Genomic DNA, 17,460 nt, shown 5'->3' with positions numbered 1-17,460 from the left:
TGAGTGGGGGGATCACTCTACCTGCGTGACGATCGCCCCTGACACCAACCGGTGACAACCGACACCGGTTTACCACCTTATCAACCGTTGGCGTGGCAACTATGACAATCGGCAAAAAGCGCTGGGCACTTCTGGCAGCGGGGCTGCTGTGTATTTTATTAACGTTAGGAGGCTACTGATGGCACAACAAACCCGTGAGGCTGCTCAGTTAACGCGTGATGCCGTCGATGCTGTCAGCTTTGATGCTATCCGTTTAGAGATGAGTAATCCCGCGCAAGAAGGTGGCGATGTGATTGCCACTACCGTTTCATTGGCAACAGGGATTGGTGGGCTGGCGAAATCGGGGGGTAAGGCCATCGCCAAAGGGGTAACTGGAGCGGCGAGCCATGCGGGTAAAACGGTAGCCAGTGAAACGGTGGACGTGGTTGATTAACCAAATAAGGAGTGTCTTTATCATGACCACCGGCGAAAACACACCACGCAAACGCCCACCGACCCACTATTCCTGTGATTTATTACGCCACTGGGTAGAGATTGAACTGTTGGATAAACAGGGGCAACCGGTTACCAACATGCCTTACCAGCTCAGAGAGCCTAACGGCATCATTCGTGAAGAGAAACTGATGGCGATCCCGGCGTATATCACGCTCGGCGCCCAGGCACTGGTGAAGGAGATGGCACAGCGCCCACTGCGTGTACAGCGTGGTGAAGCCGGCTCCACGATAAAACCGGCCGCCGAGGCGGCCGGTTACCGTTACCACTATTTACGTGTTGGTGAACTGTGCGACAGCCGCCCGAATATCGCAAACTGGCCAGAAACAGACCCACTACCGGAATATCACTGCTCTGTAGAACTAGGCTGTGTCCCTTAACCCAATAACCGCTTTAAAAACAACCGAACAGAGCCTAATTTAAGCATGCAAAGGTAATTTCTGGCGGTTTTCTCCGAGCGAGTGGCAATGCGACGATGTTCTTTTAACATCCCAAAGCACCGCTCGACCACATTGCGTTTCTTATACCGCTGGGTATCCAGTTTAAAGCGGTTGTAAATCGTTTTCCAATTGCCATACCTTTCAGGAAGATCTCGCCAGGGAGCCACCAGAGCAAAGTACCCAAAAGATCCCGTTCATTACAGGCCTATGCTCAAGGTAGGGTCGACCGCCCCTTACACGATTACGTTCAGGCGGCAACAGGGTGGAAATGAGCGCCCAAGCCTCATCAGGGACATCATAACGAGCCAAATTCAAAAGCCTCTTCTCGACTAAATATCGCTAAATTGTACAAAAAATAGTGACGGGACACATCCTAATATGATCTACCGGTTGGATAATTATTAAAGCTGGTTGAGGTTATACACGGCTCAATTAATTGTAATAGTGTGATTTTATTTTTCTTTTATTATTTTTTTGCTGGCGTGTTTATCCCAATGCTCTTTATGATATTGCACTCATAGAGCAGACGGCTAGTTGCGGTTAACGGAATACGGGATAATTTTTTCAATAATAGGTGAGCACTTACCCGATAGCAAGTTGCTAATTGAACAGCAACCAGAAATTAACCGCTGTTAGTTATTGCCAGTATTGCTGCGGGCTAACAAGTGGTGCGCCGATTATGCCGGCCACCCATCCAATTGACAAGATATTTTTATGTAAATTTATAGGTTTTTATTTTATTATTTTTGCTTAATTCAGAATTAAAATCTTATCTTCCCCGCACAATGCCAGGGCGTGCCAGTCTGTGCAATATTTTTGTTTTATTTTATTGTTTTATAACAGTTTGATTGATTGGAATTCAATCTAAAACGATGTTTTTCACCATGTTGATATGTAAAATTTTTTAACATATAATGTTATCTAATGAATTTTAACTATTTTTAGATATTGAGGATCTGGTTACCCCCGGCCAAAGAGGTTATACGGATTAGGTCAAAAATGGTTGTTATTCACCATCACCCGTTTAGGTAGTTAAACAAAAGCAGGGCGTTATTGATTGCCTTAATTGATGTTGACGTTAGCGTGAGTAACGCAAGATACACTTAATGAAAATAAGGACGGTGAGTTATGTATACGTAATTTAAAATATCTAAATCCGACAGAGAATGAAAACAGAAACATTATTACCTTGGCCGCTCTCAGGTCTTGGCGGTGCTGCTTTTGTTTTTTATGTGGGTTAATTATTGAGAATTAGCTCCGCCTGATTGTTTTTTTACTCACAGTTCTCTCTTAATTGGATGGGAAAGTTAAGCTGTGCCTGTTTCATAATTGAAACTAGAGGGATATATGTCAAAGCACTCTTCAGACTATAGTCGCAACAGCAGTGGAGATATCGCTATTGTGGCGATGGCAACACATTTTCCAGACTCTGCGAATTTGCAGCAGTTCTGGCAGAATATTGTCAACAAAAAAGACTCAATAACAGATATTGATACTGTATCGGCGCTGGATTACTGGAAGAAAGAGGATTTTTATCATCCAGACGTAACGGCGGCAGATAAAACCTATGCTTACAAGGCGGGGTTTGTGCCGGAGATTGATTTTGATCCAGTGGCATTTAAGATCCCACCGGCGATTGTTGATTCGATCAGCACAGCTCAGCTATTTGCGCTCTACACCGCCCGGCAGTTAATGCAGGATGCCGGCTTACTCGATCAGCAAAATAGTTGCCTCGATCGTGATCGCATCGGCGTTATTCTCGGTGGTGGGGGCAACGGTAACACCTCATTTTCACTCGCTGCACGTCAGCAGGCACCTCATCTGCGTGAAGTGATGGTGAAAGCAGGGTTATCGCTTGAAGTGGCGGAAGAGGTCATCGCGCGAGTCCTTGACCTTTACTTGGAGTGGAATGAAGACAGTTTTCCCGGTTTTTTGGGCAATGTCGCCTGTGGTCGTATTGCCAGCTATTTTGATTTGGGTGGCACTTCTTACATGGTCGATGCCGCCTGTGCCAGTAGCTTGGCGGCGATTAAAGCTGCTATCGGAGAACTGCATTCTGGAAGTTGTGATGCGGTGATCACGGGCGGTTTGAACCTGGAAAATTCGGTATTCTCATTTCTCTGTTTTAGTAAAACGCCGGCACTGTCAAAAACTAACTGCTCGCGCCCGTTTGATCAGCAGTCTGACGGCATCATGTTGGGCGATGGTATCGGCATGTTGTTGCTAAAACGGTTACAAGATGCCGAGCAGGCGGGGGACCGCATTTATGCGGTGATCAAATCGCTCGAAGCTTCCAGCGATGGACGGGCAAAGAGTATTTTTGCCCCACGTTATGAAGGGCAAGTAAAAGCGTTAACGCGCGCCTATGCACGGGCTGGAATTAAACCCAGCGATATCCAGCTGATTGAAGCACATGGCACGGGCACTATCTCTGGTGACAATACTGAGTTGAAGAGTCTGCACACGATTTTCAACGATACCGAATTACCCGCGCACTCGATTGCGATTGGCAGCATAAAATCGCAGATCGGCCATACCCGTTGTGCCGCCGGTGCCGCCTCGATGATCAAGGTTGCGTTAGCGTTACAGCAAAAGGTGTTGCCGCCGTCAATCAACGTGCAGCAACCGGTGAGCGCATTAACTGACGAAAACAGCCCGTTCTATCTCAACAGTGAACCACGCCCGTGGTTACAGCCGAATGATGGCGCCCCACGTCGTGCCGCATTGAGTGCATTTGGTTTTGGTGGCACCAATTTCCATGCCATTTTGGAAGAGTACCGGCAGCCCACCGAGCAGCGTTATCAGCTTAACGCTGCGACACATATCCTGCTGCTTACTGCGGCTGATGGCGAACAGTTGTTGGCACGCTGCCAGCAAGTCAGCCAACTTTTCAATGGTGGCAATGCCGCAACAGCACTACGGCAACATCTGGCTGAGCAGGATCTGACTGCCCTGCCGGCAGAACAGGCGCGTTTGGTGTTGGTGGCCAGCAGTGCTGAGCATGCTGCACAACTTTGGCAGACGGCAGTCACGCAGTTACGCTCCAGCCGGGATCGGGGATGGGAACATCCGCATGGCATCTATTACCAGCCGAAAGGGCAACACGTAGCGGGTAAAGTGGTGGCGCTGTTTCCAGGCCAAGGCTCACAATACGTCAATATGGCACGTAATATTGCTTGCGACTCGCCTGCGATGCGCCAGGCACTGGAGACACTGGATAGCCTGTCATACGCTACGCGCGGTTACCGCTTGTCAACGGTGATCTACCCTCCGCCGGCGTTTTCTGACGCACAGCGCGAGCAACAGCGTGCGCATTTAACTGACACTGCCAATGCACAGCCTGCAATAGGTGCAATCAGTGCTGGTTACTTTGCCACCTTACGAGAACAGGGGTTTAGCGCTGATTTTGTGGTCGGCCACAGTTATGGTGAACTGACGGCATTGTGGGCTGCTGGCGTACTATCGGATAGCGACTTTTATCGAGCCTCACTGGCGCGCGGCCATGCAGCAGCACAGGCAACTGAGCAAGCTAATAGCGGGAACGCCGATGGTGGAGCCATGCTGGCAGTCGCGCTGTCGGTTGCCGCAGTTCAACCCTGGTTAGCCAGTTATCCTGAAGTCGTGTTGGCGAACGATAACGCAACTGAGCAAGTGGTGTTGGGGGGGAGTCGTGCTCAAATCCAGGCACTGCATCAGGCGTTGCAACAGCACAACATTCAGTGCCGCCTGCTGCCGGTCTCGGCGGCATTTCACACCCCGCTGTTGCAGGCTGCCTGTGCGCCATTCCTGGCAGAGCTATCGACGCTGCAATTTCATCCAGCACGGTGCCGAGTCTTCTCCAGTGCTGCCGCAGCCGAGTGGTCAAACGACCCAACAAGTTATGCCAACACACTGGCAGCACAGATGATCCAACCGGTGCGTTTTCGTGAAACCATCGAGGCGATCTATCAGCAGGGTGGCAGAGTGTTTGTTGAGTTTGGCCCGAAAGGTGTGCTGGGTAAGCTGGTTGCTGACATCCTCAAACAGCGTGAACACACACTGATTTCACTCAATATCAGTGATAACGGTGAAGAGTCGCTACAACTGGCACGCGCACAGGCACGCTTATTGGCCTACGGTATGCCACTGCACGGTGTACAGCGTTACCTGCGCCCGTTACCCGTGACAGAAGATCTTTCACGTCGGCTCAGTTACCGGCTCAGCGGTGGATTCTATTTTTCAGAAAAGAATCAGCGGCGGCGTCAACATGCGCTGCGTGAAGGCGATACCGCAGTCGTTGACCGTTTTATTGCCGAGCAAAAAATTGTGGCTGAACCCCGATCAGCCGTTGTGGCGCAGATCGCCACCCCCACCCCTGCACCAGCTTCAGTTGGCACGACAGACAGCGCTTCATTTATTTCTACACATAGGCGAGAAAATGACATGGAACAGATGAATTCCTTAATTGAACATCCTGAGAATCGATTACAAGGGCTGCTACATGCACAGCAGATGATGAGCCAATTGCACCATCAGTTTCAGCACAACCAGCAGGAATATATCCAGCTCTTAAATGCGCTGCTGAACAAACAGTGTGCGTTACTGGAAGGCTACCGTGATCACCCACATCTCGCCACTATGCTTGCTAGTCTGGGGCAAAGTATCCAACTGTTGGATAAGAATCTGGAGTTATATCACACCAATCACCAACACTACTTTGCTACCCAGCAGAGCTTGTTCCAGTCAGAACAGCACCCCGTGGCGCTGGCAACCGCTCATATGACGGGGGCATCCAGCGCGACAGCAAGCCGTGTCACAGGGCATAGTTCATTGGCTTATCAGCCAACACAAGGCGGACAGAGTACTGTTGCCAGCAATCTGGCGGTCACCGGCCCAACGGCGTCATCAAGTGCGCCGTTCAGTGCGCCAGTCGCACCGATGTCGCCAGTTGCCGCAATGCCAGCAGCCAGCCCGGTAGCTGTAGCACCCGCCAGCACAGCCGCGCCAACGTTAACACCGCTTAACTCACCACTGTCAACGCGTATGCCATCAGTTGCGGATGTCACACTACCCAGCTTAACAGCGGCCACAATGCCGAGCAGCGCTGCTAACACGCCGCCGCCAGTATTGCCAACAGTTGCGGCACCACAGTCTGTTGCACCATCTAACCCACAGCCGCGCCAACCAGCCGTCGCGGCAGCGCCATCAGCCAGTGATGAAACACAACTGGCTGCTCAGATTGCGCAGTTGAACGCGATCACGAGCAGTGAAATCAGTACGCGTCTGATCAAAGTGATCAGTGAGCGCACCGGTTATTTGCAGGAGATGATTGAGCCGACGATGGATCTGGAAGCTGATCTGGGTATCGACTCGATTAAGCGGATGGAGATCTTTGGTGCCATATTTGACACCTTCCTGACCGAAATCCGCAATATCGGTTACCCGATAGAAAATGACGATGCGATGATGGTCAATGTCGAGTCGTTGAGCAGCATTGAGAAAATGTCAGCCTTCTTTAGACAGATGATTGATGAAATGGTGGCTGATCTGCAACAACGGCTCGGTGGGCAGAGTACCGCGCTAACAGCGCAACCGGCAGCAACAGGCAGCAGCACTGCGCCGTCTGCCACAGCCAATAGCCAGCCAGTTGCCGCTAGCGCAACGGCTGACAGCGCACCGCATTCACTCGGTTTTGTCGCCTCGACGGCGGATCAACCGGCAGGTGAAGCGCTAAAAAAGCCGTTAGCTGAACCGCAGCAGGATTCTGTGCCTGTGGTTCAGCCGACTGCCAGCGATCTGACTACAGCATCAACCCCCGCCACTGTGGAGCGTTTTACTGTTGGCTTACACTCACTGCCGATTGCCGATGCCAATCCGCAGACGTTTGCTGGCAGCCACCACTGGCTGATCGTGGATGAAGGCAAAACCTTTAGTGACGAGTTAGCCAGCCAGCTTCGCACACTCGGCCAGCAAGTGACGCTGTTGGCACTCACTGCAAGCAAGTCGAAAAACAGGCCTGCTGGGTGCTATGAATTGCTCGCCGCAGATGAGTCGGGGTTAGACCAGGTGATCAGTGACATTGAGCAGCAGCAAGGCGGGATTGATGGGGTGATCTGGTTACAGAACACCGCTAAAAAAGCCAAGAGTGCCGCAGAGCTGTTCGATCAACAAGGCTATCACTCACTGACAACCACCTTTCTACTGGCAAGGCGGTTACAGCCCAGTTTAGATCGTGATGCACAGCAGCCGAGCTGGTTTTTTGTCATCACACGGGGTGATGGACAGTTTTCACTGTCCGGGCAGCGGGGGTTAACAACGCCACTGCCAGCGTCAGTGACAGGGTTAACCAAGGCACTGAATGTTGAATGGAAATCGGCATTCTGCCGCACGGTGGATATTGATGCCCGGCTGAAAAATGGTGCGGCAGTACGTGCGCTGCTCGAGGAGTTGCAAGATAGACAACAAGATTTGGCTGAGGTGGGACGTGGTGTTGATGGTAGCCGTGTCACCTTGGCGCTTTATCGACAAACACGGCAAGAGCAAGCAGCGGCAGCAGTGATTGATCAGCAGGATCTGTTGCTGGTCACCGGCGGTGGACGTGGCGTGACCGCCAGTTGCGTGATTGCGCTGGCACAGCGTCACCAAACGCGTTTTGTGCTGCTGGGGCGCACCGATATTGAAGCACCATTGCCTGATTGGGCCACGGGAGCCCAGACAGTCGCGGAGCGCAAAGCGGCAGCGATTGCCCATCTACAAGCCAGCGGCATACAACCGACACCGGTAAAAATTAATAATATGCTGAGTGGCTTGCTACATCGCGACGAGATCCTGAACACACTACAGCAATTGTGCCAGTTGGGCAGTGAAGCGGTATACCACTGCTGTGATATTACCGACCGGGCGCAGTTGTCGAACGTAGTGAAACAGGTTCAGCAGCAGCACGGTGCGATCAGCGGCATCATTCACGGAGCCGGTAATCTGGCGGATAAACGCATCGAAAAGAAAACATTGGCAGACTTAAGCTTAGTGTTTGACTCGAAAGTTAAAGGGCTGGATAACCTTTGCCAAGTGCTGGATGTGACCACCCTGCGTCACATCATACTGTTCTCCTCAGTCTCCAGTTTCTTCGGTAACGCTGGGCAGACGGACTACTCTTTGGCGAATGAAGCCTTGAATAAATTTGCCTGGCTACCGCTACAAAAAGCGGGACAGCCGGTAGTACGTGCGATCAATTGGGGGCCATTACAAGGGGGGATGGTGAATGACACCCTGAAACGCGCCTACGACAGACTGAACATGCTGATTATTCCGCTCGAGACTGGCAGAACATTTTTCGTGCACGAGTTCGACTTGGCGGATCAGGCACAGGTGGTGATCGGGGGTGATAACTACCGTGTCAAACGCGCCCTGCCTAGCGCCCGGTTCAGTAACCAGAGCGAACGGCTGCTCACGCTGAACCACAACCGCTTTCTGCAGCACCATGTGATCAACCAGCATCCGGTATTACCGGCAACCGCCGCGATTGCCTGGATGGTGCGTGTTTGCCAAGAGCAGCTACCGGGCTATCAGCTCGTCACGGTGAGTGACTTTATGGTGCTGAAAGGGATTGTGTTTGATGGCAACCAGGCTGAACGTTACCACGCGACGCTGGAACCGGTGCCGAATGCCCAACCCGACGACACACTGACCTTTAACGTGGTGATCAGTGGTTTGCTGGCAGAAAAAACGTTAGCACATTATCAAGCCAGACTCTCGTTTGCCCAGCAGGCGGCGTCTGCGCCTTGTTGTGCGCCCGCTGGTGCGCTGGACGTTGCGCTGCCACTACCGGCACCACTGTATGGCGATATGACACAGGGAGCGCTGCTGTTTCATGGTGAGTCATTCCGTGGCATTGAGCAGCTACTACAGAGTGATCAACAGGGAATGCTGGCCAAAGCACGCTTACCACAACTGGGTGCTGAACTTTCCGGACAGTTCCCCACAGAGGGTTTCAACCTGTATGTCTACGATGTGGCCTTACAGATGTTATTACTGTGGTTGATGCTGCACAGCGATAAAGCGGGCTTGCCTACCTCGATCGGCCAAATCAGACAATATCGGCCAATCACCTTTGATCAAAGCTTCTACATCACCATGCAGGTGACTCAGCAGACCGCCAGTTCGCTCCAGGCCAACTGCACGCTGCATGATGAGCAAGGCAACGTCTATAGCGACATCGAAGCGGCCACATTTACGGTTTCCAAAGCATTCTACACACTATTCACCGGTGCCAGTCAGCAGATGGTACAACAGCAATAGCCGAAATAGTCACTCCGGGCGCTGAGCGCTCGGATAGATAAATTGAATAACGGAGTCGTCATCGATGGAACATATTGCGATTGTCGGATTGGGCTGCCTGTTTCCGGAAGCGGATTCGATCGAGCAGTATTGGCAAAATTTACTGGCTTGCCGAGATTGCTCCAGTGCGCTCTCCCGCGCCGAAACTGAGGTTGATCCGGCACTCTATTATCATGCGACGCCGGGCACCGGCGACAAAATCAACTATAACCGTAACGGCCACATTCGTGGCTTTCAGTTTGACGCCCAAGGTTACGCACTACCGGCACAGCAGTTGCAGACGCTGGATAACCTGTTTAAATGGACACTCTATGCGGCGCAACAGGCACTCACGGACAGCGGCTATCGTCATCAACCGGAGAAGTTGGCACGCACCGGACTGCTGATTGGCAATATCGGTATGCCAACACACAGCAGCAAACAGTTGATGAGTGCTTTTTATCATCAATTGCTGACGCCTTATCTACAACAGTTATTGGGGCGCAGCGATTTTTGTTTCGTCTCTCCCTGGCAGCAAAAATCGTTATCTGATCTGAACCTGCTGACCAACAGCCACAACGCTACCGTTGCCGCACTGGCGTTGGGGCTACAGGGGCCAAGCTATGCGTTGGATGCTGCCTGTGCTTCGGCACTGTATGCGATCAAAATGGCGAGCGAGTATCTGATTGACGGTAAAGCCGACATGATGCTGACTGGCGCAGTGTGTCATGCCGACCATATCTACCTTGACCACGGTTTTAATGTGTTGCGTGCTTTCCCTGATAACGGTGAGTCAATCCCGTTTGATCGCCGCTCGCAAGGGTTAAAAGCCGGTGAAGGGGCAGGGATCATCGCCATCAAGCGTTACGCTGATGCGGTGCGTGATAACGATAAAATTTATGCAGTGATTGAAGCGATCGGGCTATCAAACGATGCTGGCAGGCGTCACCTGCTGGTGCCGGACATTCAAGGACAGCAATTGGCATTGGCGCGCGCCTATGGCACTGAACCGCCTGATATCGACTACCTCGAATGTCATGCAACCGGCACACCGGTGGGTGACCAGATCGAGTTGTCGGCAGTGGAAGCATTTTTCCGGAACGCCGCGACACGGCCACTGCTCGGTGCCAATAAAATTATCAACGGCCATATGTTGACCGCCTCTGGCATGGCTAGCCTGTTTAAAGTGATTTTGGCGATGCAACACAATGTCATCCCGCCGACCCCCGGGGTGGAACAAATGGTGGCCACTGCCACTGGCGATATCACGCTGCATGATATTGTGCGTCAGGCACGTCCTTGGCCGCAACGCCAACGGCCGAAACGGGCCGCCATCAACGCATTTGGTTTTGGTGGGGTAAACGCGCACTTGGTACTGAGCGAACAGCATGCCAGTTGGCGCAGCACAGTGCCGCCATCGCCAGCAGCAGCACCACAAATGCAGCCATTGGCGTTGGTCGGTATTGCGCTACAACTGGCGGAAACTGAACAGAATGGTCACCTTGATCAGAGCCTGCGTCGAGGGCGACAACACTATGCTCCCTTACCCGCTACCCGTTGGCTCGGTATTGAACAGTTACCGACTCTATTGGCACAGCGAGGTATTGACACGCCGCCAATCGGTAGCTGGATTGAGGCGTTTGAGTTTGATTGCCACTACTTCCGCTTACCACCGAATGTGGTAGGAGCACATCTGCTCTCCCACCTATTCTTGCTACCGATTGCCGAGCGTGCCTTTCTTGATGCTGGTTACCTGTTAGACGGCAACTACCGTAACATTGCCGTGATCGTCGCGTCAGGTAGCGATTACAACTGCCAGCGCTACCAAGCGCGTTACGAGATCAGTTGGCAACTGGAGCAGAGTTTACGCTGTCACGGCATTGAACTGAGTGCAGATGATCTGCAAGCGCTACAGGATGTGGTGAAAGACGCACTCTTTCCGCCGCCGAGCGCAGAAGGCATTACTGGCGGTATCGGCAATATCGTCGCCAGCCGTCTGGCGGCCTATCTGCATTTGACCGGGCCAGCATTGGCACTCTATAGCCAAGAGAACTCAGCATTTAAAGCGATTGAGCTGGCTGAGTTTTTACTGAAGCGGCAACAAGTGGATGCGGTGTTGATTGCCGGTTGCAGTTTTGGCGGCAGTCTGGAAAGCGTACTGTGGGATCAGCAACCGGTCTGTGTTAACCAGGCCCCGGGTGATGGCGGTGCGGTGATCATTTTGCAGCGTGAACAAGACGCGCTGGAGAGTGCTACCCCGATCTACGCCACCCTGGAAGGGTTGTCGATCACCCATCAAACAGCGGATTCACTGCAACACCAGCTCGATCAGCAGAGCATGGTACAGAGTGCGCAACATGCCTTGCAAAGTGCAGGTTGCCGTGCTGAGCAGGTCGACTACATCGAAATCTACTGTGGTGCGCGCCCGGCAGAGCTGGAGAGTGAGCTGTCGGCACTGGCGCAGGTATACAGCAGCGGCACACGCAGTCAACTGCCGACAATCGGTACCATCAAAGCCAATTATGGTCACCTACTCACTGCCGGTGGGTTACTGGCCACGATCAAGTGCGCATTTCAGCTTACACAACGCTATTTGCCGCCATTGCCACACTTTTACCAGTCAGCGTTGCTGGGTGAGCAAGCGGCTGGGCGTTTTCTGCTACCGCAGCAAACTGAAGTCTGGTCAGCCGAGGAGGGAACATTACGCCGCGCCGCAGTCAACTACATCGGCATGGATCATGCCTGTAGCCACCTGCTACTGCGTGAACCACTCAGCGGTGAACGCGCACGCCCAGGGTTGCGCTGCTATACGCGCAGTAAAGCACAGCCAATAATGGTCTATACCGGACGGGAAAAACGCTTGAGCGATTTTATGCTCAACCCGCAGATCATGGCACGCTTTGCCGCGTTACGCGCCAGCAGGGAAGCGGAACAGCTAGCGAACTGGAACAGCAATGCGGATCAGCCATTATTGCCATCAGCGCAAGGCAGCGCCGCCAGTGCGCTTGAACCGCCGATAGCGCAACAGCACACTGCCGAACAGAGCGACTTAACCGGCACTGGTCGGCACTCTCTGTTGCATCAGGCCAACACACACTTGCACTACCTGCAGGCTGAACAGCGTTACTTCCGCCTGATAGCCGCGTTGCTGGCACAGCCAATGACGCCGGAGCAGACAGTCACCGCCGCTCCCTATTTTGATTATCAGCAACTGATTGAGCTGACCGATGGTCAGGTAAGCCGAGTGCTGGGAGCGGAGTATGCGGCGGTAGATCACTACCCGATCCGCACCCGGATGCCTTCGCCACCCTATCTGTTTGTGTCACGGATCACCGCCTTGAATGCGCAAAAAGCGTGCCTGGAACCCTGCATGATTGAGTGGGAGTACGATATCCAGCCGGATGCTTGGTTTTTGGTCGATGGTGAGACACCACCGTTCGTTGCGCTGGAATCATCGCACGCGATGATTGTCGCGTTTACGGTCATCGGTTGTGATCATCTGTTCAAAGGGCAGCTTTGTTATCGTGCGGTGGATAGTGAAACCGTTATCCACAGTGAGATGCCGCGTGCGGGTGAGGTACTGCGCGGGCGGGTGAATATCACCTCGTTTGTGCGTGCGGGCGCAGTTGTGCTGATCGGCTATGAGTATTTCTGCTACGTCGGTGAGCGCTTGGTCTTCAAGCTGGTGGCCAGCTCTGGCTTCTTTAGTCGGCGTGAAATAGCCAATGCGCGAGAGCTGGATACCCGCAGCTACTTCCGTGATGCACGACCAGGCACGCCATTTACGCCGCTACGGCGTTGTCAACAGCAACAGTTTGGCCAGCAGCAGCTCGATGCCTTCATGCGCGGTGATATTGCCGGTTGCTTTGGTGCTGAATACGCCATGTCGGCAAACGGTGATGAACAACCACTGGCAGCGATCTGTTCACCTGCCGCTCGTATGTTACAGCGGGTGATCGCGATCGACCCTCGCGGCGGTGAGTGGGGATTGGGGAGCGCGCTAGGTGAACAGCAGATTGATCCCAAACACTGGGCTTTTGCCGCGCATTTTAAAAATGATCCGGTGATGCCAGGTACCCTATTGGTGGAAGGCTGTGAGCAAATGGTGAAATTTTTCGTGCACTATCTCGGCTTAGCGAATCATCCCGACCTACAGCGTTACACCGTCTGTCAGCACAGTTACCAAGCAAAATTCCGTGGCGAAGTGAAGTGCCAGCCTGAATTGCTGCGCTATCGCTTGAGCTGTAAATCGATCGCTTGCCGTTACTGGCCGGATGGCAGCACCATTGCATCGATCGAGTTACGTTTTATTGTCGAAATCCTCTATCGCGGCAGCATCATTGGCGTTGCCGACAACCTCGCAGCGGGTTACCGGCACCGTCACGCAGCAGCGATAGACCCTGCCACCACACAAACGGCACTTTTAGCACAGGAAAGCAGATCATGAGTTTGTGTTTATCGATCAATCAGTCGGGTGCCAATCATTCAGAGCCTCGACGTTATTTAACCCAAGGGGTAGCCGCGCTCTATCAGTTGCAGCAGCCGTTACAAGTTATCCAACTGGGTGATGAGGTTCACTTGGCGGAGTTAGGCAGCGCGTTGCCAGACGCCAGCGCTCAGCAGATTGGCATTTTGCCGGCATTGCCAGCGAGTGCGTTGGGGGATGCCAGCTTTTGTCGCGAGTATCGGGTGCAATTGGCCTACTATGCCGGAGCAATGGCGCATGGCATCGCCTCTGAAGCGCTGGTCGCGGCTCTGGCGCAACAGAATATCTTGGCGATTTTCGGTGCTGGTGGGCTGGAGATTGCTCGCATTACGCAAGCGATCACTCACCTGCGCCAGCAACTGCCAGATCAAACGTTTGGTATCAACTTGCTACACAACCCCGGTAACCCGGCCTGGGAGATGGCCTGTGTTCAGCTCTGTCTGGCACAGCGCGTTACGGTGGTGGAAGCGTCGGCCTATATAAACCTCAGTCCGGCGCTGGTCTATTACCGTGCAGCGGGGCTGGCTCGCGCTGCCGATGGCAGTGTGACGCGCACTAACCGCATTATCGCCAAGGTGTCACGGCGAGAGGTGGCACAACATTTTCTGCATCCCGCACCGGAAGCTGTGTTGAAAAAGCTAGTGGCAGAGCAATTGATCAGTGCCGAACAGGCAGAGTTGGCCGCGCAGGTGCCGATGGCAGATGACATCACTGTTGAAGGCGACTCTGGCGGCCATACTGACCAAGGCACATTGAGCTGTATTTTCGCCTCGGTAGTGCAGTTGCGCGATCAGATGGTGAGTGAAGGCAAACTGGCACAACGGGTGCGCATCGGCGCCGCTGGCGGTATCGGCACCCCGAGTGCAGTGCGCGCTGCCTTTGCGCTCGGTGCGGCCTATGTGGTCACCGGTTCGATCAACCAAGCTACGGTAGAAGCAGGCACTTCGGCCAGTGCGAAAAAACTGCTGGCGCGTGCTCAGATCGGTGATGTCACCCTAGCGCCTTCAGCAGATATGTTTGAGTTGGGAGCGAAAGTGCAGGTGCTGAAACTGGGCAGTTTCTACCCGGTTCGCGCGCAGAAACTCTACGCGCTCTACAAGCAGTATGACAGCCTGGAAGCGCTGCCAGCCAGCGAGGTGACGTTACTGGAGCAGCAGATTTTTCACCAGCCATTGGCACAGGTTTGGTCCGAGACTGAGCAATTTTTTCAGCGTCGAGGCCGAGCGGAAGTGATCGCCCAGGCACAGCAGCAGCCAAAGAAAAAAATGGCACTGCTGTTTCAGTGGTATCTTGGCCAATCTTCCAGTTGGGCGATCCGTGGCGAGCCGCAACGTGCGGCGGATTATCAGATCTGGTGCGGATCGGCACTCGGCGCGCTCAATCAGTGGCTGCAAGGCAGTGCGCTGGCGGATGTCGAGCAGCGGCGGGTGGCGGAACTGGCTCAGCTATTAATGCACGGTGCGGCATATCTTACCCGTGTCGCACTGCTGGAGTTGATGCAGATAAGCGTACCGGCCCAGGCGTTGAGCTACTCTCTGCAGCCACCCGTTGATGGTGGCAATCAGTCGCTGCCAACAGCATCGACACCGCTGTCACAGCAACAGACAGGGGCTGATCCGCTTTCGTTGCAGGCGTGTCATGCGTTCTATAAAAAGTGCTGGGATCTGCTGCCAGGCAGTGTACATGAAAATTTCAACCAGCCAGAACACACCTTGGTGGTGCCGTTCCGTTATGGACGTCAGAGCCGCTTGTGGGATCTGGATGGCAATCAGCATCTTGATCTGAATGCAAAATCAGGCGCACTGTTTGTCGGCCACCACAACCAGGCTTATCAGGCTGTGCTGCGTCACTGCCTCAATCAACAGCCTGTGGTAGAGAGCTGCGAGTTGGGGCTAGAGGTGAGTGAGCTACTGGTCAAACATATTCCGAGTGCTGAGATGGTGCGCTTCTGCCTGAGTGGTAGCGAGGCAATACAGAATGTGCTGCGACTGGCGCGCGCCTTTACTGGCAAAACACGCTTTATCCGTTTTGTTGGCCACTATCACGGCAGTAGCGACAATATTGCCGGTGGTCGTTTGCCTACAGATGGCCTCAGTTTACTGCCAGAGCTGGTGCCAGAGGATCGGTTATATACCTTGGGACGTGCGCCAAATGTGATGGCAGAGCAATCCTTGCTGTTGCCGTGGAACGATATCGATCGGCTGACGGCCACCATTGAGCGTCATCATGGCGAGATTGCTGCGGTACTGATGGAGCCGATTGCCATCAACGCCGGTGGTATTTTACCGCTCCAGGGCTATTTGCAGAAAACTAAGGCACTGTGTGAGCAATACAATATCTTGCTGATTTTCGACGAGGTGTTGACTGGCGTGCGCGTTGGCACCGGGGGTGCGCAGCAACTGCTGGGCGTAACCCCACATCTCAGCATATTCGGTAAAGCCTTGGGCGGTGGCGCGGTGCCAGTGTCGGCGATTGTTGGGCAACGTGACATTATGGAACTCTACAGCCGCAACAAGGTGCTCCATGCCGGTACTTTTAATGGCTACCCACTCGGTTTGGCGGCGATCAAAGCGACCTATTCGCTGATCGAACAAGATCCGCTCTGCTATCAGCGCATGGCCGATATCACGCGCCAACTGGCACACTTGTTTATCAGTGCGGCACAAGAGGTCGAGTTGCCGCTGGTGATCCAGGGGATGCCGACCGCGCTGGTGTACCATGCACAATCGAGCGTGCTGACGGCAGCAGAGAGCGATAGTGCGGCACAGCAACAGGTGCAGCGTTGCAATAATCTGATCCGTGAAACGGCGAAACGGTATGGCATCCAGTTTGCTCCACAGTCACATATTTACGCCAATATGCTGATGTCACAGGACGATGTGCAGTGGTTTGAACAGCGTATTTACCATGTGATGAGCAATGTCAGAGAGATTATTGATGCGACTTTTAACAAGGAGGGCTGTGTATGAGCAATCAGATTGCCGTGGTCACCGGTGCGGCTGGTGGATTCGGGGCTGCAATCTGTAAGGTATTATTGCAGATTGGTTATCAAGTAGCGGCAACAGACATCAATATGAGCGGATTGACAGAGTTAGCTCATCAGTTAGGTCACCCAGAGCAACTGCACCCGTTTGTGATGGATGTCACCCAACAGAGTGAGGTCCAGCAGGCAGCGCACCAGATTAGCAGCAGCTTGGGCGAGACAATCACGCTACTGGTCAACAATGCCGGCATTATTGAGCGCGGTTTTTGCTTGTCTGACAACGCGTTGAGTAGCACCGAACGGGTGCTGGATGTCAATTTGCTCGGTACGTTCAACTGCACGATGGTGTTTTCGCGTTTCATGGCTCGGTTGAATTATGGGCGCATTATCAATATTGCTTCGATCGCCGGTATCTGTGGCGCGGCAGGTAGTGCGGCTTATGCGGCTTCCAAAGCGGGGGTGATATCGGCTACCGAATCATGGGGGCGCGAGTTGGGGCCGCTGAATATCTGTGTCACCGCGATAGCTCCCGGTATCTGCAATACCGAGATGTTAAAGCAGTTTCTACCCAGTGGGCGCAGAGATAAGCAGGATGAAGACAAACTGGCGCGCTCCTTGGTGCCGATTGGGCGCTGGGGAACCGCAGAGGATGTGGCTGAAGTGGTTGGTTTTCTGGCGAGTTGTAACACAAATTACCTCAATACCGCCGTGATCCCGCTCGATGGCGGTATGCATGTCGGTACCCTTTAACTGTTTGACAAGGA

6 protein-coding genes and 1 pseudogene are annotated in these 17,460 nt (G+C 53.3%); 6 read left to right on the top strand and 1 reads right to left on the bottom strand.

All coding sequences use genetic code 11. The features are described from left to right. Positions 1 to 178: 178 nt before the first annotated feature. Together EOJ37_RS08725 and EOJ37_RS08720 are read left to right on the top strand one after the other, a co-directional pair. The gene (locus EOJ37_RS08725) at positions 179 to 433 is read left to right on the top strand and encodes a hypothetical protein (protein ID WP_127959544.1); all 255 of its coding nucleotides are present in this window, start codon (positions 179 to 181) and stop codon (positions 431 to 433) included. Between the two features lie 22 nt (positions 434 to 455). Then, positions 456 to 872 (top strand): hypothetical protein, encoded by a 417-nt coding sequence (locus EOJ37_RS08720; protein ID WP_127959543.1) that lies wholly within the window; start codon positions 456 to 458, stop codon positions 870 to 872. A 104-nt stretch (positions 873 to 976) separates the two neighbouring features. Here the strand turns inward: EOJ37_RS08720 and EOJ37_RS08715 are convergent. After that, positions 977 to 1,241: pseudogene (locus EOJ37_RS08715) on the bottom strand (transposase); the annotation flags it as partial. Between the two features lie 1,038 nt (positions 1,242 to 2,279). Here EOJ37_RS08715 and EOJ37_RS08710 point away from each other — a divergent pair. The 4 genes from EOJ37_RS08710 (at position 2,280) to EOJ37_RS08695 (ending at position 17,446) form a co-directional block, all read left to right on the top strand. Further along, the gene (locus EOJ37_RS08710; RefSeq protein ID WP_127959542.1) at positions 2,280 to 9,209 is read left to right on the top strand and encodes a type I polyketide synthase; all 6,930 of its coding nucleotides are present in this window, start codon (positions 2,280 to 2,282) and stop codon (positions 9,207 to 9,209) included. A 64-nt stretch (positions 9,210 to 9,273) separates the two neighbouring features. Next, positions 9,274 to 13,674, top strand: a complete 4,401-nt coding sequence (locus EOJ37_RS08705) for a hotdog fold thioesterase (RefSeq protein ID WP_127959541.1) — start codon at positions 9,274 to 9,276, stop codon at positions 13,672 to 13,674. After that, positions 13,671 to 16,682, top strand: a complete 3,012-nt coding sequence (locus EOJ37_RS08700; RefSeq protein ID WP_127959540.1) for a PfaD family polyunsaturated fatty acid/polyketide biosynthesis protein — start codon at positions 13,671 to 13,673, stop codon at positions 16,680 to 16,682. The genes EOJ37_RS08705 and EOJ37_RS08700 overlap by 4 nt, the downstream gene beginning before the upstream one ends. Next, positions 16,679 to 17,446, top strand: coding sequence for an SDR family NAD(P)-dependent oxidoreductase (locus EOJ37_RS08695; protein WP_127959539.1), 768 nt, complete (start codon positions 16,679 to 16,681; stop codon positions 17,444 to 17,446). The genes EOJ37_RS08700 and EOJ37_RS08695 overlap by 4 nt, the downstream gene beginning before the upstream one ends. The last annotated feature ends 14 nt before the right edge of the window (positions 17,447 to 17,460 follow it).

It is taken from the genome of Serratia microhaemolytica, assembly GCF_004011885.1.
Lineage (GTDB): Bacteria > Pseudomonadota > Gammaproteobacteria > Enterobacterales > Enterobacteriaceae > Serratia_G > Serratia_G microhaemolytica.
Note: the sequence above shows the minus strand (reverse complement) of the source record. Positions and strands in the feature narration are given on the sequence as shown.